Origin of the sequence: Virgibacillus sp. W0430 (genome assembly GCF_051846935.1) — a bacterium.
Lineage (GTDB): Bacteria > Bacillota > Bacilli > Bacillales > Amphibacillaceae > JBPYCR01.
The window spans coordinates 145,770-163,867 of sequence record NZ_JBPYCS010000001.1; the positions used below are offsets into that span (position 1 = coordinate 145,770).

The 18,098-nt window shown below is 39.9% G+C and carries 21 protein-coding genes; 20 read left to right on the top strand and 1 reads right to left on the bottom strand.

Annotated features, from left to right (window positions below):
• Nucleotides 1–124: 124 nt before the first annotated feature.
• On the bottom strand, nt 125–607 hold the full coding sequence (locus ACLIBH_RS00685) for a hypothetical protein (protein WP_439314749.1): 483 nt from the start codon (nt 605–607) through the stop codon (nt 125–127).
• A 375-nt stretch (nt 608–982) separates the two neighbouring features.
• Here ACLIBH_RS00685 and ACLIBH_RS00690 point away from each other — a divergent pair, with 375 nt between their 5' ends.
• From ACLIBH_RS00690 to deoC, 20 genes are all read left to right on the top strand, one after another.
• Nucleotides 983–2,167, top strand: a complete 1,185-nt coding sequence (locus ACLIBH_RS00690; protein WP_439314750.1) for a GNAT family N-acetyltransferase — start codon at nt 983–985, stop codon at nt 2,165–2,167.
• Nucleotides 2,168–2,408: 241 nt separating this feature from the next.
• Nucleotides 2,409–3,995 carry a BCCT family transporter gene (locus ACLIBH_RS00695; RefSeq protein WP_439314751.1) on the top strand — a complete coding sequence of 529 codons (1,587 nt, stop codon included), beginning with the start codon at nt 2,409–2,411 and terminating at the stop codon, nt 3,993–3,995.
• A 376-nt stretch (nt 3,996–4,371) separates the two neighbouring features.
• Nucleotides 4,372–5,403 (top strand): LacI family DNA-binding transcriptional regulator, encoded by a 1,032-nt coding sequence (locus ACLIBH_RS00700; RefSeq protein WP_439314752.1) that lies wholly within the window; start codon nt 4,372–4,374, stop codon nt 5,401–5,403.
• Nucleotides 5,404–5,490: 87 nt separating this feature from the next.
• Entirely contained in the window at nt 5,491–5,889 is a 399-nt protein-coding gene (gene rbsD / locus ACLIBH_RS00705; RefSeq protein WP_439314753.1) for a D-ribose pyranase, read from the top strand.
• Between the two features lie 39 nt (nt 5,890–5,928).
• Nucleotides 5,929–7,422, top strand: coding sequence for a sugar ABC transporter ATP-binding protein (locus ACLIBH_RS00710; RefSeq protein WP_439314754.1), 1,494 nt, complete (start codon nt 5,929–5,931; stop codon nt 7,420–7,422).
• Entirely contained in the window at nt 7,415–8,389 is a 975-nt protein-coding gene (locus ACLIBH_RS00715; RefSeq protein ID WP_439314755.1) for an ABC transporter permease, read from the top strand. Before ACLIBH_RS00710 ends, ACLIBH_RS00715 begins: the two co-directional genes overlap by 8 nt.
• Before the next feature lie 20 nt (nt 8,390–8,409).
• Nucleotides 8,410–9,369: a substrate-binding domain-containing protein gene (locus ACLIBH_RS00720; protein ID WP_439314756.1), complete on the top strand. Its 960-nt coding sequence runs from the start codon at nt 8,410–8,412 to the stop codon at nt 9,367–9,369.
• Nucleotides 9,370–9,382: 13 nt separating this feature from the next.
• Nucleotides 9,383–10,306 carry a ribokinase gene (gene rbsK, locus ACLIBH_RS00725; protein ID WP_439314757.1) on the top strand — a complete coding sequence of 308 codons (924 nt, stop codon included), beginning with the start codon at nt 9,383–9,385 and terminating at the stop codon, nt 10,304–10,306.
• 244 nt (nt 10,307–10,550) lie between these two features.
• Nucleotides 10,551–11,483 (top strand): sugar-binding transcriptional regulator, encoded by a 933-nt coding sequence (locus ACLIBH_RS00730; RefSeq protein WP_439314758.1) that lies wholly within the window; start codon nt 10,551–10,553, stop codon nt 11,481–11,483.
• A gap of 20 nt (nt 11,484–11,503) precedes the next feature.
• Complete coding sequence (gene pduL / locus ACLIBH_RS00735; RefSeq protein ID WP_439314759.1) at nt 11,504–12,160, top strand: phosphate propanoyltransferase; 657 nt, start codon at nt 11,504–11,506, stop codon at nt 12,158–12,160.
• Between the two features lies 1 nt (nt 12,161).
• Nucleotides 12,162–12,869: a hypothetical protein gene (locus ACLIBH_RS00740; RefSeq protein WP_439314760.1), complete on the top strand. Its 708-nt coding sequence runs from the start codon at nt 12,162–12,164 to the stop codon at nt 12,867–12,869.
• A 10-nt stretch (nt 12,870–12,879) separates the two neighbouring features.
• The gene (locus ACLIBH_RS00745; protein ID WP_439314761.1) at nt 12,880–13,182 is read left to right on the top strand and encodes a EutN/CcmL family microcompartment protein; all 303 of its coding nucleotides are present in this window, start codon (nt 12,880–12,882) and stop codon (nt 13,180–13,182) included.
• Nucleotides 13,183–13,192: 10 nt separating this feature from the next.
• Entirely contained in the window at nt 13,193–14,617 is a 1,425-nt protein-coding gene (locus ACLIBH_RS00750) for an aldehyde dehydrogenase family protein (RefSeq protein WP_439314762.1), read from the top strand.
• A gap of 111 nt (nt 14,618–14,728) precedes the next feature.
• Nucleotides 14,729–15,007, top strand: coding sequence for a BMC domain-containing protein (locus ACLIBH_RS00755; RefSeq protein ID WP_439314839.1), 279 nt, complete (start codon nt 14,729–14,731; stop codon nt 15,005–15,007).
• 10 nt (nt 15,008–15,017) lie between these two features.
• Complete coding sequence (tpiA, locus tag ACLIBH_RS00760) at nt 15,018–15,854, top strand: triose-phosphate isomerase (protein WP_439314763.1); 837 nt, start codon at nt 15,018–15,020, stop codon at nt 15,852–15,854.
• On the top strand, nt 15,854–16,315 hold the full coding sequence (gene rpiB / locus ACLIBH_RS00765; RefSeq protein WP_439314764.1) for a ribose 5-phosphate isomerase B: 462 nt from the start codon (nt 15,854–15,856) through the stop codon (nt 16,313–16,315). Before tpiA ends, rpiB begins: the two co-directional genes overlap by 1 nt.
• Before the next feature lie 9 nt (nt 16,316–16,324).
• Nucleotides 16,325–16,603 carry a EutN/CcmL family microcompartment protein gene (locus tag ACLIBH_RS00770; protein ID WP_439314765.1) on the top strand — a complete coding sequence of 93 codons (279 nt, stop codon included), beginning with the start codon at nt 16,325–16,327 and terminating at the stop codon, nt 16,601–16,603.
• A gap of 13 nt (nt 16,604–16,616) precedes the next feature.
• Entirely contained in the window at nt 16,617–16,889 is a 273-nt protein-coding gene (locus tag ACLIBH_RS00775) for a BMC domain-containing protein (RefSeq protein ID WP_439311811.1), read from the top strand.
• The gene (locus ACLIBH_RS00780) at nt 16,889–17,158 is read left to right on the top strand and encodes a EutN/CcmL family microcompartment protein (RefSeq protein WP_439314766.1); all 270 of its coding nucleotides are present in this window, start codon (nt 16,889–16,891) and stop codon (nt 17,156–17,158) included. Before ACLIBH_RS00775 ends, ACLIBH_RS00780 begins: the two co-directional genes overlap by 1 nt.
• 199 nt (nt 17,159–17,357) lie before the next feature.
• Entirely contained in the window at nt 17,358–18,005 is a 648-nt protein-coding gene (gene deoC, locus ACLIBH_RS00785) for a deoxyribose-phosphate aldolase (RefSeq protein WP_439314840.1), read from the top strand.
• Nucleotides 18,006–18,098: the final 93 nt, after the last annotated feature.

Sequence of the window (18,098 nt, forward strand, 5' to 3'; positions counted from 1 at the left end):
CTCTTCTGTCTTTTATCCTTTGTTGCCGATGTTCTAGTTTTGGACGCGTAATCTATTAGAATAGGCATGTATTTAAATTTCATCATCATAATAGATGTTCAGTTTTATTGAAGCTGACATTGATTTAAAAGCATTGAAACGATTCAATATGGTTTAAGTCAATGCCATAATACACCCATCTGTAGCCAACCCACCGGTAACCGGAAATTGAGTTTCTTCCTACATAAATAGGGTAAAACCAGAAAGCATCTCTCTTTAACCATATATACGTGTAACGATATAAACAACCGCGAATCGCTCCTGGATCAACAGCATACGTTTGGAATCCTTGCTGTTGTTGCGTCGGAGTGAAATTTGGCGGTGGAGCAGATGGTGGTTGATTCATACCCCCTTCATTTGGCCCATTTGGTCCCTGACCTGGAAGTGGTCCTCCTGGAAAGCCTGGCCCAGGTCCAGATGGTGGTGGCGGACCGAAAGGAGGTCTTGGTGAACCGAATATTTGGTTACCAATATATCCCCACATTTGTTCTCCTAAATAGCCAGGAATATTAAATTGTCTTTCGTCATCTGGGTGTACATATGGCTGCGTGTGGTTCGGGTTAAACATTTTTTCACCTCCTAAGAAATCTCTCTATACTATATGATCGTTTCCTCAATTCGTACGTATGGAAAAGACAATAACGAATAAACGAATTTCACTATTTTTCACGGTATATAATACGGTTATTAAAATCCTGTTTTATCCCTTTCCATACAACGGTCAACGAATAATTGAAGCGCTCTACTTTTAAGAGGTCGTATAGGGTGCGAGTTGGTCGTTTTCTCCATATTCAGTAGAGAATGCAAGGTGAACGTAGTGTTGCCCTTCGTTGTTCAATGCATATACGAGTTTTGCATAATACACGGCTGTGCTTTTTTTCTGAATTCATGTACAATACAAACAAAATGCATGTCCAATGATTTTGAGGAGGCTTAAATACAATTGGGAGAAATCAAACAATTAAATCAATCTCATTTCAAAGAAATATTTTCATTATCACAATTTGCGTTTCAAAAAGAGCTAACGAAAGAGGAGCTTCAGAAAAAAGAAGCCGAGGCTGAGCGACATACGATATGGGGCTGGATGGTCGAAGGAAAGCTGGCAGGAAAGCTTCATTTAATCCCTCTATCCGTTTATGTAAATGGGAAAGCATTTGAAATGGGTGGAATAAGCTCGGTTGCTACATGGCCAGAATATCGTCGACAAGGGATCGCGAAGGAGCTCTTGCAAAAAGCATTAACACATATGAAAGAAAATGGACAAATGATCTCTTATCTGCATCCATTCTCTGTTTCCTTTTATCGTAAGTACGGTTGGGACATAACCTTTTCTGAAAAACACTATACGGTTCCAATCGTAAATCTGAAAAGAAAATGGAACGGCGAAGGATACATACGAAGTATTGATGCAAAAGAAAACATTGCTTTACTACACACGTTGTATACGCAATACGCAAAGGAATATAATGGGATGCTCGTTCGTGATGAAAAATGGTGGGAGCAACGGGTGCTTACGGACGATCGGTATCATACGGCAGTTGCTTTTGATTCAGAAGGGAATCCAAAGGGTTATATAATCTTTCGAGTTAAAAACAACATATTTACGGTTAAAGAAATCGTTCACACTGGTTTAAACAGCAGAAAGCTCTTATGCGAGTTTATTGCTAATCATGACTCAATGGCAGATGAAGTAACGCTGACTGTTCCGGAAAATGACAATTTACCTTTGCTCGTAGATGAACCAACGTTCACTCAAAAAATATCGCCTTATTTCATGGCTAGAATCGTTGATGTATATTCGTTTTTAAAACAATACCCTTTTGAAAATAATCCTGAACTAGAAGGGAAAATAGTTTGCCTTACCGTCCATGATCGCTTTTTGTCCGAAAACAGTCGGACGTACGAATTAAGGTGGAATGACGGACACGTATCAATGGATGTCATTCAAAGTAAAGCAACTACAGAGGGAATACACTGTAATGTCGAAGTGCTCTCAGCGCTGTTGTTAAATTATAAACGCCCAGCAGAGTTGCTAGAGGTAGGGCTTTTAAAAGGAAATAAAGAGCAGATCGATATCCTTGAAGTGGCGATACCCGATGTTCAATCCCATTTTGCAGATTTCTTTTAAAAAAGATGAAAAAGAATTCTAGTAAGTGAAAACATAATAAGCTATAACTGTTCCTATTGCACGCTTGGTAGTGCGCCTACTATAGCTGTAAAGAGCGAATATTTTTTAACTACTTAATTAAGAAGCTGAGTCCAATTGGGTTCAGCTTTTTAATAGTGGAGAAGTTTTTGGGTTTATTTTGTCGAAAAAAAGTAAAAGGAGTAGATAAGAGCTAAAAATTGGATAGAGGTGTTTTAGACATATGGCACAATCAAGCAATAAATCAAAAAAATTGATTGATTATCGTATATTTATACCAGCTTTATTAATTATTGTTGCGATTAGCATTCCATTCTCAATAAAGGAAGGCGTTTCGTTGCAATTTTTAAACGGCGTTTTTAATTGGATTGTCGAGCATTTCAAGTGGGGGTATATTTGGTATACAATCATTTTAGTTGGAACTGGTTTGTACTTTTCATTTTCAAAATATGGAAATGTTGTATTAGGTGATCCGATTGACAAACCGCGTTTTAATCTGTTTGAATATGCTTCCATTTTAGTTTCAATGGGGCTTGGATCGACTGTCATGAGAACAGGGATGCTTCAATGGGCTGCGGTTGCTGAGTCTCCGCCAAATGGAGTTGAACCTTATTCGCTACAGGCACTTATGTGGGGAAATGCGTATAGTATGTTCATGTGGAGCATGCAAGTGTTCGCCATTTTTGTAATGGCTGCACCGGCTATCGGATACGTTATCCATGTGCGTAAGAAACCGCTTATGCGGATTTCTGAAGCGTGCAGGGTCATTTTTGGGGATCGTTTTACAGATGGGCTCGGAGGTAAAGTGTTAGACGTTACGTTTCTTATTAGTATTTTGGCAGGTGCTGGGGTTACATTAGGATTAGGCGCACCTATTGTAACGTATAATATTGCAGCAATGATTGGAATCGATGTTTCCTTTAGCTTGACCCTAATTGTGACGATTGTTTGGGTCGCTTTATTCTCCGTCAGCGCCTATCTCGGTATAGAAAAAGGAATAAAAAGGCTTAGTACGCTAAATATGTATTTGGCAGGCGGTTTTGCAATCTTTATTATGATTCTTGGACCAGGTATCTTTATTTTGGATTATTTTACAGATACGATTGGTTTTTTGTTGGAAAACTATACGAGCTTGGCATTTTATACAAACTCGCTCGATTTGAATGGCAGTACACATATTGAGCGCCATCTTGTTTTTTGGTTTGCTTATAGTGCGACATGGGCAATGTTGCACAGTGTTTTTGCAGCAAAAGTATCTAAAGGACGTACGATTAAAGAGATGATTCTAACTTACTTTCTCGCTCCAACACTTATTTCGTGGGCTGCAACAGGAGTTTTAGGTGGGTTGGGAGTCCATCGATATTTAACTGGGCAATTGAATATGGAAACGATCGTGGACGGAGATAAAATGTCAGCGATCCCTGCAATTCTTCAGTCGTTACCACTTCAAACAGTGCCAATCGTTGTTTTTGTTATTATTGCGATGATTTTCTTGACGACAACGTTGGATTCGACAACCTATACAATTGCATCTTACACAGGTACAGAAAACATGAGCAAACGGGAGCCGTCTCGACTTCTACGAATTATTGTAGCAGGTGTAATTACAGCTCTTGCACTTCTTCTCCTAAGAATCGGTGGTCTTGAACCGTTAGAAGTGCTCTCAGGGATACTCGGATTGCCAATCATTGTTATTCAATTTTTGACTATGTATGCAGCTAAAAAAATGATGGACGAAGATAAGGCGTGGATTCATAATGTGCGCGGTGCTGAATCAGTGAATCCCAATTCAAAAAAGGAAGGGACTTAATTAAATCCATTTACAAAATTCCATATTTGGGCTGAGGCATGCCAGCAGAACGCGTTAACCTCGGGTGGAAATCAACGGCTTCTGGTTAATAATCAAATGTTTGGGGACTTTTTCAGAGGTTTCGCGTAGCAAGCGGACGCTCATCCTTCGTCTCGCAGAAAGCGCATATATTCCATGAGCGGAAATGCTAGAAGAATTCTCTTTCTACAACACATTTCAGATGTCTCAAAGTAGTTAGCGCGATTTTCACACAAAAAAGGGTTGCATTACAAAAACAATAGTGCTATATTACTTTTTAAAGTGATATACTCTTAAAGCAATCCTTTTTTTCTTTTACAGAATCTAAACGTTTACAATTAAAGAGTGGTGACGGAGCATGAAGGTAAATCGAACAAAGCCAACAATTGAAGATGTAGCTAAAAGTGCTGGTGTATCTGTTGCCACTGTTTCTCGAGTAATCAATGCCCAAGGCGGTGTTCGCAAGGTAACAGAGGAGAAAATATTACGAGCGATTAAGGAGCTTAATTATGTTCGTAATGCTGTTGCCCGAAGCATGGTTCGCAAAGAGACGAAAACCATTGCAGTAATTATTCCGGACATTTGCAACCCATTCTTTTCAGAGGTTGTTGCTGGCATTGAAAGGAAAGCGATTGCAAAAGATTACTTTACTACATTAAGCAATTCAAATGATTCTAAAGTTGTTGAACGGAAGATTGTCCAGCATATTTTAGAAAGAGGCGTTGATGGGGTAGTTGTTACAACTGCTGATGAGAGTGGAGAACAATTGAAACCGCTTTTTGATGCAAATATACCGGTTGTAGCAGTGGATCGAGTAATAAAGCAATTTGACGTTGATACGGTAATTATCGGTAACCGGGAAGGTGCATACGAAGCGGTGCATCATTTGATAACGGAAGGCCATGAAAAAATTGCGATAATTAGAGGACCACAAAATACAACACCGGGACTTGAAAGGTATAAAGGATATATGCAGGCGATGGAGGAGCATGGACTGGAAGTTCGTCCAGAATGGATTGCTGATGGAGACTTCCGGGAAAATAGCGGCTTTGAGCTTACGAAACGATTTGCACAATTGGATACCCCCCCGACAGCTATTTTTTCAAGTAATAACTTGATGAGTATTGGGGCGATTAAAGCAATGAAAGATGTAAATTGGAAGCTCGGCAAAGACGTTTCATTTATAAGCTTTGATGACATCGAAATCGCTACATTTACGAATCCGCAAATTACGACCGTTTCACGTCCGATGAGGCATTTAGGAGAAGTTTCATTCCAGCTGCTTTACGAACGAATGATGGAGAATGAACAACGGTTATTGCAAAAGCGGCAATTTATTTTAACACCTTACTTAAATATTAGGGGATCATGCAAACGGCAATTTAATTAAGATTAATGAATAACTAAGCGTTTTTAAGCCAGATTAGTAGCTTAAGAACTTGTCAAAATCTAAACGTTTACATTTAGGAGGGGCACCATGAAAAAAGCAGGTATATTGCATCCAGGATTAAACAAACTAATAGCAGAAACAGGGCATACGGACGAAATTGTTGTAACCGATGCAGGTTTACCATTACCAGAAGAAGTAAACACACGCATCGATCTTGCGTTAAAAGAAGGGATGATTCCCTTTTTGGAATTGTTAGACACAGTGATTGACGAACTATCTGTTGAGAAAATTATTATGGCAGAAGAAATTAAAACAGCAAGTCCTAAAATGGAAAGAGAAATAATAAAACGGTTTAAAGATGTGGAAGTAGAGTATATGCCACATATAGAGTTTAAAAAGCGTACGAAAACGGTACGAGGGTTTGTTCGATCAGGTGAGTTTACCCCGTATGCAAATGTCATTTTAGTTGGTGGCGTAGTTTATTAAAAAGCCAAGTAGGATTGTATAGGAAGGAGGAGACGCGCATTGACGAGCTTATTAGCCTTAAATAATATTCAAAAATCATTTTCGGGAATTAAAGTATTAAAAGGGATCAACTTATCTGTTGACAAAGGAGAAATCGTTGCCTTACTTGGAGAAAATGGTGCTGGGAAATCTACGCTAATGAAAATTATTGCGGGCGTTTATAGCCCGACAGCTGGGGACATTTACTTAAACGGAAATAAGGTTACGATCCTTAATCCGAAGCACTCTCAAGAGTTGAAAATTAGTATTATTCACCAAGAATTTAACTTGATAACGGACTTATCAATTGCTGAGAATATTTTTCTTGGTAGAGAAAAGATGAAAATGAACGGTATTATTAATTGGAAACAAATGCGAGAGGAAACGAAAAAAGTCCTTTCAAAGGTTGGTATTACGCACTTGGCACCAGAAACACCAATAGCAGATTGTTCCGTGGCAGAACAGCAGCTGATTGAAATTGCTAAGGCATTATCCTTCGATTCAGAAGTTTTAATTATGGATGAGCCGACTGCAACGCTAAACGATAAGGAAACACAAACGTTGTTGCAATTAATGGATACATTACGTGAAAGCGGCTTAGGAATCATTTTTATTACTCATCGTCTGGATGAGGTTGTGCAGGTTGCTGATCGAATCGTTGTGCTTCGGGATGGGGAGTATATCGGTACGGAAAAAGTCGAAAATGTAACGAAAGATAAAATGGTTTCCATGATGGTAGGGCGTGATATTACCGATTTATTTCCTGAGCGAAGCAAATCGAGTGAAGATGTAATTATGGAAGTGAAAAACCTAACCGTAAAAAACTGTTTAACGGATATAACGTTCTCGGTTCGTAAAGGAGAAGTGCTTGGCATAGCTGGACTACTAGGATCTGGGAAAACGGAGCTCTCCAAAGCATTATTCGGTCTAATGAAAATTCAAAGTGGCTCTGTAAACTTATTTGGGCAGACGATTACGACGCCAAAACAAGCAATTGATGCAGGAATTTCATTAGTAACGGATGATCGCAAGGGAGAAGGGCTTATTTTGGATTTATCCGTATACGAAAATTTATTGCTTCCTTTTTACAGAAAGATTGCAAAAGCAGGGATTTTAAACAAAGGGAAGATGGATGCAGTTGTTCAGAAATGGGTGAAAGCGTTACAAGTAAAAGTCCATCATCCATCCGTAGAAGTAGGTACTTTGAGTGGTGGAAACCAACAAAAGGTTGTGCTTGGCAAGTGGTTGCAGATGAACCCTAAACTGCTTATTTTAAACGAGCCAACTCGAGGAATTGATATTGGAGCAAAAACGGAAATCTATAAAATTATTAAAGATTTAACAGATGAAGGTATTTCGATAATATTAATTTCATCAGAAATGCCAGAGCTGCTCGGCATGGCCCATCGTACAATTGTTTTGCACGAAGGGAAGCTAAGCGGGGAGCTTCAGGCAGAAGAAGCAACACAAGAAAAGATTTTTAAATATGCTACAGGAGGTGAAGCAAGTGGATAATACAAAAGGTACAGAAAAAAAACAAAAGTGGATACAGATTGTACTGCTCCTTGATAAGTACCGTGTGTTATTGATTTTTGCTTTATTACTTATCGTTGCAAGTTTTTTGTCGGACGCATTTTTAACGACGAGTAACTTATTTAATGTGTTCAGGCAAGTATCAATTATTGCGATTATGTCTGTTGGGATGACACTTGTTATTTTAACAGCTGGGATTGATTTATCCGTCGGTTCCGTTATGGCATTTTCTGGAGCTGTTTTAGCAGGTGTAATTACAGCAGGAGTAGCATTGCCGATCGCTATTATTGCCTGTTTACTTGTAGGGATTGTTTTAGGAGCATTTAATGGCTTCATTATATCAAAAGGAAAAGTTCCAGCATTTATTGCTACTTTAGCTGTTATGGTAATTGCACGGGGGATGACCCTTGTTTTTACGCAAGGGAATCCAATTGTTGTCAGTAACTCAAGCTTTCGGTTTATAGGAGCAGGTGATATTTTCGGTATCCCGTTCCCAATTGTGCTTATGCTCGTTATTTTTATCATTATGTACTGGGTACTGAAGCATACGACGTTTGGAAGGTACATTTTTGCAATTGGTGGAAATGAAGAAGCATCACGACTCGCAGGGATCTCTGTTGATAAAGTGAAAATTGCAGTTTATTCATTAGCTGGGCTCTTTGCTTCTATTTCCGCTTTAATATATACATCTCGGCTTATGTCTGCACAGCCGAACGCTGGTGCAGGGATGGAGCTGGATGCAATTGCTGCAGTCATAATTGGAGGTACACGTCTTTCTGGTGGAAGGGGTGGTGTAACCGGGACATTAATTGGTGCATTGATTATGGGAGTACTGGACAACATTTTGAATTTGACGAATGTATCTCCATTCTATCAAGACATTGCAAAAGGGTTAGTAATTTTAGCTGCGGTATTAATTGATAGTAAGTTAGCCAATCTAAAAAAGTAAATTATTAGGAGGACGAAATCATGAAAAAGATACTTAGTACGTTAGCACTTGTTTTACTTTTAGCATTAGCAGCTTGTGGTGGAAATGATGACACGGAAAAAGATTCTTCAGGCGACACGAACGACGCTTCTGGCGATATTAAAATTGGTTTAGCAGTAAATACGTTGAACAACCCGTTTTTTGTTGACTTAAAAGATGGAGCAGAAGCAACAGCAGAAGAAAATGGAATAAACTTAGTTGTTACGGATTCTCAAGGTGATCCAGGTAAACAAATGTCTGATGTAGAAAATTTGTTACAACAAGGTATTGACCTGCTCATTCTTAACCCAGTAGATAGTGATGCAGCAGGACAAGCAGCACTACTTGCGAATGATCAGAATGTACCGGTAATTACGGTTGACCGTCAAGCTTCTGATGGTGAAATTGTTGCACATGTTGGCTTTGATGCATTGAAGTCTGGTGGAATTGCTGCATCTTATTTGGAAGAAGCATTAGGTGGCGAAGGTAAAGTTGTTGAAATCCAAGGTATTCTTGGAACGAACGTAGGTCAGGATCGTAGTAAAGGTTTTAACGATCATATGTCAGGGGTCGAAGGTATTGAAATTATTGCAAGTCAATCGGCTAACTTCGATCGTGGTGAGGCATTATCTGTAATGGAAGATATTTTACAGGCAAATGACGAAATAGATGCGGTATACGCTGCGAATGATGAAATGGTACTTGGTGCGTTGTCTGCTATCGAGTCAGCAGGTCGTTTGGATGACATTAAAATTATTGGTACAGACGCAATTGATCCAGCGATGGAAGCAATTCGTGAAGGTCGTTTAGATGCAACAATTGCAGAGCCACCATTTTTCTTAGGTCGTGAAGCAATAAATGCTGCAATCAAAACGTTAGACGGTGAAGAAGTAGAAGAAATGATTACACTAGAAAATACGCTCGTAACGGAAGAGAATGTAGACGAAGTAAAAACTCGATAAGCAGGTGGTTGTTTTGGCAAATATAACTGTTGTCGGAAGCTATGTAGTTGATTTAATGAGCCGAACTCCTCACATTCCAAGTGCTGGAGAAACCGTACTTGGTGGCCCGTTTCGTATGGGCCCTGGTGGTAAAGGTGGCAATCAAGCTGTAGCCGCTGCAAGACTTGGATCCAATGTAACGATGCTAACAAAAGTTGGAAAAGACATATTTGGGGACGAAGCAATTAAAAACTTTGAAAACGAAGGCATTGAAACGACACATATTTCCCGACATCCAGAAGAAGTAACCGGTACAGCGTTAATAGCGGTGGATGATTCTAGTGAAAATATGATTGTTGTAGCGCCGGGGGCTTGTGGAAAAATTACAAAATCGGATGTGGAAAAAGCGAAAGCTGATTTTGAAAAGGCAGATGTTGTGCTACTCCAGCTTGAAACATCTATGGAAGCAGTAGAAGCTACGGTAGAGCAAGCACAACAATTGGGTAAAACGATTATTTTAAATCCAGCTCCATATCAAGAAGTAACAGCTGAGCTATTATCCAAAGTCACTTATATTACACCAAACGAAACAGAGGCAACCCTACTTACCGGTGTGGAAGTAAACGATGAAGCTTCAGCAAGAGAGGCTGCAGCAATTTTGCAGGAAAAAGGAGTACAAACCGTTATCATTACGCTTGGAAAAAAAGGGTGCTTTATTCACGATGGGACAGACGAAGGCCGGTTTGTTCAAGCATTCCAGGTCGAGGCTGTTGACACAACGGGTGCTGGCGATGCTTTTAACGGGGCTTTTGCTACCTTTATTGCAGACGGCTTTCCGTTAGACGAAGCGGTCATTCGAGCAAATGCGGTTGGGGCACTTTCAGTTACAAAGATTGGTACCGCACCAGCAATGCCTTATAAAGAGGATTTGGAACAATTTCTTTCTGCCCATAAATAAAATGTAACAATGAGTTGCTCCTATGTAGTATAAAAGTATATTTTGCTTTGAATACTACATAGGAGCCTATTTTTATTTTGTAACTTTACTAACTTTTATGAAACAAACCATTGATTAATGTCAGGTAAAGCGGTAAAATGAATACAAACGTTCAAGTACATTTGAACAAACGTTCACGATACAGGTTTATCTGTATACAGCGTGCATTACATGTTAGATAGGGATTGCATTAGTTAGGTGGGAAATGATGGAACGTGTTATTAAAGCGGCGAAAATGTACTACCAATTGGGATATAGCCAAAAGGAAATAGCTGCCCAGCTTGGCGTATCTCGTCCATCGGTTTCTAGACTTTTACAAGAAGCAAAAGATAAGGGAATTGTTCAAATTCGCATTATAGATACGATCGAAGATGAACAAAAATATGCCGAGCAATTGAAACATCGGTTTGGGTTGAAGGAATGTATTGTTGTAAACGTTCCCACAAACGATGAAAATGTAATTAAAAAATATCTCGGTCCGAAAGCGGCAGATTATCTTTACAAAACAGTGACGGATGGAGATATTATCGGATTATCGTGGGGAACCACATTATACGAAGTAGCAAAAAATATGGCAAAAAAACATGTACATCATGTAGATGTTGTTCAGTTAAACGGTGGTATTTCTCATTCTCAATCTAATACGTACGCTGCTGAAATTTTGAATTACTTTGGAGCTGCATATAATACGTCTCCATACTTTTTGCCTCTTCCTGCCATTGTAGAAAGAGAAGATATGAAGGAAATCATCGTTGCCGATCGACATATTTCCAATGTTCTCGAGCTTGGCCAAAAGTCGAACATTGCTTTATTTACAGTTGGAGATAAGCATGAGGACTCCACATTAATTAAAGCAGGATACTTTAATACGAATGACTTGGAAGTTCTAGAGGAGAAACAGGCGGTAGGAGATATTTGTTCTCGCTTCTTTAATCTTCAAGGAGAATTATGCAGTGCAGATTTAAATGCTCGAACGATCGGTATTAATCTTGATTTACTGGCGAAAAAGGAAGCGTCCATTTTAATCGCTGGCGGGTCGAGAAAACTGGACAGTATAACTGGTGCATTGCATGGTCGTTTTGCAAATGTGTTTATTACAGATCAATATACTGCAGAAGCACTCGTTAAAAACAGCTAGGATAAGAAAGGGAGGGTGCAATGGATCATAATCAACTTGTTAACATCGTAAAAGAGACAGTTTCAGAAGTATTAATGCAACAAGAGCAATCACAGCAAAAAGAGATTCCTATCGGTGTTTCTAATCGGCACGTACATCTTTCAAAAGCAGCAGTTGAACGATTGTTTGGTAAAGGCTACGAGTTGACAAAGCTTAAACCACTTTCACAGCCAGGCCAGTTTGCTTGTAACGAAACAGTAACCGTGATTGGCCCTAAAGGGAAGCTGCAAAACGTACGCATTCTAGGGCCAGCCAGAGGAGATACGCAAGTAGAAGTGTCGCTAAACGATGGGTTCGTGCTCGGTATTAAACCGCCGATTCGTAATTCGGGTGATATCGAAGGAACACCGGCATTTACACTTCAAGGACCTAAAGGACAATTGAAAGTAAAAAAAGGACTTATTTGTGCCGCGAGACATATTCATATGCATACGGATGAAGCAACGTATTTTGGAGTAAATGATGGCGATTATGTAGATGTTTATCTACCAGGAGAACGAAGTGTAACACTTCACCAGACGTTAATTCGGGTTTCGCCAAATTTTAAGCTCGAGATGCATATCGATTTTGACGAAGCAAATGCCGCCAACGTTAAAAATGGCCAAGTCGGCTTTTTAATGAATGCAGGAGCTGAGTAAATTGAGAGATTATGTAGTGTCAATCGTAAAACAAACGATTCATGAATTTTTGCAGCAAGACAGAAGCAATCGTGCAGAGCAAATATTAGTATTACTCCCAGAGGAATCTAGCATCTATGATATGCAACATTTGAATCAATTAGCTGCTACATATAATCTGACGCTTGCAGTTACTAATGAAGACTTTCAACCGGATGAGAATGTTCCGGTAATAAATGTAGCGCGAGTTGCGGAAAATGAACGGAAGCTGTTAGTTAATGAATTTGATCTTTTATATGTTCCAACGATTAGTCATGGTTTTCTAGCGAAGCTTTCCTTATTAATTGATGATACGAAACCGATCTGGCTTACGTTGCACATGCTATTAGAAGGCAAGCCAGTTATACTCGGACAAGATCAAATCATTCGAAAAAGAAGCTCCCTTTTCTTTCCTAAACCATCTATTGAAAAAAAAGTTCAAAACTATATGAAACAGTTAATGGGAGATGGTGTTACTTTTTGTTCGCAAAATAAAGTAGCAGCTAAAATAAGCAGTGTGTTAGCAAAAGAAAAGAACCGCAGGCCACTAGTCCTAGCTAAACATATTGAAGAATTGGTGAGAGACGGGGAAAAGGAAGTAACGATTCCAGCTCAAAGTATTGTCACCCCTATGGCAAAGGACGCGGCGAGAGAATTAGGGATGGCAATCAAAAAGGAAACGAAGAAATGAGAGATGAACAATGATTGTTGGCGAAGTAGTAGGAAGTGTTGTTGCAACATCGAAAGTGGAACAGCTTACCGGAAAGAAAATGCTCGTCGTCCAGCCCCTAGATATGGAAACATTGAAGCCCGACGGAAAGCCTCTTGTCAGTATTGATACGGTCGGTTCAGGTGTAGGTGAAGTTGTAATGGTTGTTGGTGGAAGCTCAGCACGTCAAACAAATATTACGAAGGATACACCAGTCGATTCTGCGATTGTAGGTGTGATTGATCATATTGAAATTGCAGGAAAGATGACGTTCCAGGCAAATAAAGGAAAGTAGGTGAGAGCAAATGAATATAAGCGAAAAAGATATTCAAGCATTGGTTGAAAAAGTAATCCAAAAGATTGAGCAGCCAAGTGAAAACAAAGCAACTCAGCATGATCAAGCAGTTTCATTTGGCAAAGGCGTGTTTGCAACAGTAGATGAAGCAGTCCAAGCCGCAAAAGAAGCGAATAAGAAGCTGAAGTCGATATCTTTAGAAACACGAAAAAAGATGATTGAACGAATGAGAGAAACGAGCTTAGAACATGCAGAGGCACTAGCTAAGCTTGCTGTTGAAGAAACGGGCTTAGGACGAGTACGTGACAAAATAGCTAAAAATGTGCTAGCAGCAGAAAAAACACCTGGTATTGAGGATTTAAATAGTACAACATATACCGGCGATAAAGGTCTTACACTTGTTGAATATGCACCAATTGGCATATTTGGAGCGATTACTCCAACGACAAACCCAGGCGCAACAATTATTAATAACAGTATCTCACTTGTAGCAGCCGGCAATGTGGTAGTATACAATCCACATCCAAGTGCAAAGCGAGTTTCCTTGCGAGCAATGCAGTTATTAAATGAAGCGATTGTACAAGCAGGAGGGCCAGAAAACGTCTTGACATCTGTTGCAGATCCTACAATAGATACGAGTCAGGAAGTAATGAATCATGCAGAAATTAATGCCTTGGTCGTTACAGGCGGCGGCGCAGTTGTTCGTGCTGCAATGCGTACAGGGAAAAAGGTCATCGCTGCAGGCCCAGGAAATCCACCTGCTGTTGTGGATGAAACGGCAGATATTGCTAAAGCGGCAAAGGATATCGTGTTTGGTGCTAGCTTTGATAACAATATTTTGTGTACAGCAGAAAAGGAAGTACTTGTCGTCGAAGAGGTAGCGATGAAGCTTAAAACAGAAATGGTTAAAAACCATGCTGTTGAACTGAAATCCTATCAATTGGACAAGTTATTGAAGGTTGTTTTAACAGAAAAAAATGGCCGCTTTTATCCGAACAAAGATTTTGTCGGTAAAGATGCTTCTGTTTTACTTGCAGCAGCAGGGTTGCCAGCCGAACCTTCCGTTAAGCTGATCATTACAGAAACAACTTTTGATCATCCGTTAGTTCAAACGGAAATGCTAATGCCAATCTTACCGATTGTTAAAGTTCCTTGCGTGGACAAAGCAATTGAATTGGCATATAAGGCTGAAAAGGGAAATCGTCATACGGCGATGATGCATTCTCAAAACATCGCAAATGTAACAAAAATGGCTCAAAAGATTGAAGCAACCATTTTTGTTGCAAATGGCCCATCCGTTGCTGGATTAGGCGTTGACAGTGAAGGATTTACAACATTAACGATTGCAGGTCCAACGGGCGAAGGATTAACTTCAGCTAAAACGTTTACTAGGCAACGCCGTTGTGTACTCGTTGATGGATTAAGAATTATATAAGGAGTGACATAGGTGAGCGAGAAACAAAAGGAAGAAAAAGCGCAAAAGACAGCTCCTAAGCAAAAGAATTCAAAAACAAAAGCAGCAAGCCAAACTAAAGGAGGAAATACAATGACAAGAGAAGCATTAGGAATGATTGAAACAAAAGGATTAGTAGGTGCAATCGAAGCATCAGACGCAATGGTGAAAGCAGCAAACGTTGAATTAGTAGGAAAAGAATTAGTAGGTGGAGGCATCGTAACCGTAATGGTACGTGGCGATGTTGGTGCAGTAAAAGCGGCAACAGAAGCTGGCGCTGAAGCTTGCCAACGTGTAGGTGAGCTTATCTCTGTCCATGTCATCCCACGTCCAAATAGTGAAGTAGAATCAATTTTACCGGCTTCTAAGTAGGTAGATGGAAATGTCATTGGAGCAACATGTAAAAGATATTGTCCGACAAGCAGTAAAAGATGCTTTAAAGACAAAGGCATTTGATCATACAAACAGGCGTCAACTCGTAATCGCAAACTGGAAAATGAATATGACGCTTGAAAAAGCAGTTGCTTTCATTAACCAGTTAGAGACTGAACAGAGCCCGAGCGATGTTGTTATTTGCCCACCATATACTTTGCTTTATCCATTAAAAGCATTATTAAATGCGAACAAGAAATCGATTGGAATCGGTGCGCAAAACTTACACACAGCACATGAAGGAGCACATACCGGAGAAATTTCATCGGAAATGCTTCAAGACATTGGTTGTGAGTATGTACTTGTTGGACATTCCGAACGTCGTGCTGCTGGAGAGACCGACGCTATGATTCATGAAAAAATAAAGCGTGCATTGGAAAAAGGTCTAAATCCTATTATATGTGTCGGGGAAACAATTGAACAACGAGAACAACAACTTACTAATGAAGTCGTTAATCAGCAATTACTTCATGCATTAGAAGGACTGCAAGATGTATCAAGCGTCATAATTGCATATGAGCCAGTATGGGCGATAGGCAGTGGACGTTCTGCTTCACCAGAGGACGCACAAGCAGTTCATGAAGCGATTCGAAAAAGTATTTATACTAAATATGGCTCGTTAGCAAATGCCCTTCCGATTTTATACGGTGGCTCAGTGAAGCCGACTAATGCGAGTGCTTTAGCAAATATGAAGGATATTGATGGCTTTCTTGTTGGAGGCGCTAGTTTAGTCGCTGACGATTTTACCCAAATTGTTCAAGCGTGTTGTAAGGGGATGGATAGATAATGAAGAAGATCGCTATTGGCAGTGATCATGGAGGATTTGAACTAAAGGAAAAAATAAAGAAAGAATTAACTGCAATAGGATATGAGCTTGTTGATTTCGGGTGCTATGATGGTGAATCCGTTGATTATCCTGATATTGCATTTTTAGTAGCTGAAAGTGTCGCGACAAACGAAGATTACGTTGGAATCATTATCGACGGCGTTGGGATAGGCAGTGCGATGACAGCTAACAAAGTACCAGGTGTTCGCTGTGCGGTTTGCTGGGATATTAGTTCGATCATTAACAGTAGAGATCATAACAATGCGAATGTCCTTTCCATCGGCGGACAAACTTTAGGGCCTGGATTAGCTGTTCAAATGGTAAAAAAGTGGCTTGAAACTGATTTTTCAGGAGGACGTCATGATCGCAGAGTAACAAAGATCATGGAGATTGAAAGTCGTTTTATTGGCCGCGGAAAGTAGGTCTTTGTTATGTATATCGGCAAAGTCGTTGGCAACGTCGTGTGTACACAGAAAGATGAAGGATTAAACGGCTTGAAATTATTGGTCGTACAGCCTTTAAAAGATGACCTTACACCGAAAGGGAAATTACAAATAGCGATCGATACAATGGGGCAAGCGGGAAAAGACGATCTCGTATACTTAGCAAAAAGCGGAGAATCGAGCTTGCCACTAAAGAAGTATAAACCGCTAGTACCGTCTGACGCAGGAATTATGGGAATTATTGATACGTATAATATACAAGACTAAGGAGGAAATAAGAATGAATAATGCATTAGGAATGATTGAAACAAAAGGATTAGTAGGTGCAGTTGAAGCAGCGGATGCAATGATGAAAGCAGCAAACGTAGAATTAGTAGGAAAAGTTCAAGTCGGTGGTGGCCTTGTAACAGTAATGGTACGTGGAGATGTAGGAGCTGTTAAAGCTGCTACGGAAGCAGGAGCAGAGGCAGCTGGTCGTGTAGGCGAATTCTTGTCCGTACATGTTATTCCACGCCCACATCAAGAAGTTGAAAAAATGCTACCTAAGCTATAATGAAGCTTGCTAAAGTAATCGGCAATGTAGTTGCTACTGCTAAAACAGAAAGCCACTACCGATTAAAATTGATGGTTGTCGAGCCGGTCGATCATAACGGACAGACAGTTGGAGATTCTTTTATTGCTGTTGATCGTGCACAAGCAGGAATTGGCGATTATGTACTTATCCTTGAAGAAGGCGGATCAGCGAGAAAAATACTGAATGATCCAGAAGGCGCTGTCGATGCTATTATTGTAGGAATTGTAGATAAAATTGAGGAACAATAACGTTAAAAATCAGAAAATACATCGGAGGTGAGTTCAGGTGAGTGTGGAAATGGACAAATTGGTTGAACAAATTACTGCACAGGTAATGAGTAAAATATCAAATACGAGCAGTACAAAGGAAAATAACGAAAACAAAGCGGCGCAAAGTAAGCCAGCCGTTTATCAAAATCAACTAATCACTGGTGCGCAAATCGCCCGGATGATTGACCATACATTATTAAAACCTGAAGCTACAAAAGAACAAATTATTACATTATGTGAGGAAGCAGCGGAGTTTCAATTTGCGACAGTTTGTGTAAACCCTGGCTGGGTTCCAACAGCAGCGAAACAACTTGCTGGAACAAACGTTGGAATAACAACTGTAATCGGCTTTCCACTAGGTGCAACAAGCACCTTTACAAAAATTGCAGAAACGCGAGATGCAATTGCATCTGGGGCTACAGAAATTGATATGGTTATTAACATCGGTGCCTTGAAATCAGGCGACCACGATACGGTTAAAAAAGACATTGAAGGTGTCGTTCTAGCTGCTGGTGGCCAGGCCGTAGTTAAAGTTATTATTGAAACCGGCTTTTTAACCGATGAAGAAAAGAAGAAGGCTTGTATGCTTTCTAAAATGGCTGGTGCTGACTTCGTAAAAACATCAACAGGATTTGGACCAGGTTGTGCAACGCCAGAAGATATTGCATTAATGCGAGAAACTGTAGGACCAGATATTGGCGTGAAGGCTTCCGCATGTGTAAGAGATTTAGACACGGCAAGAAGTATGATTGCAGCAGGAGCTACTCGAATTGGCGCAAGCTCTGGTAAAGAGATTGTCAAAGGTGGCAAAGGAAGCGGTTATTAAAAGGTTTGTTAGCTTACTACTAATAAATACAAAGATCGCACAGGCATGATGTCTTTCATGCTCTTATTAAAGGCTGTCTTAAGAATAACTAAA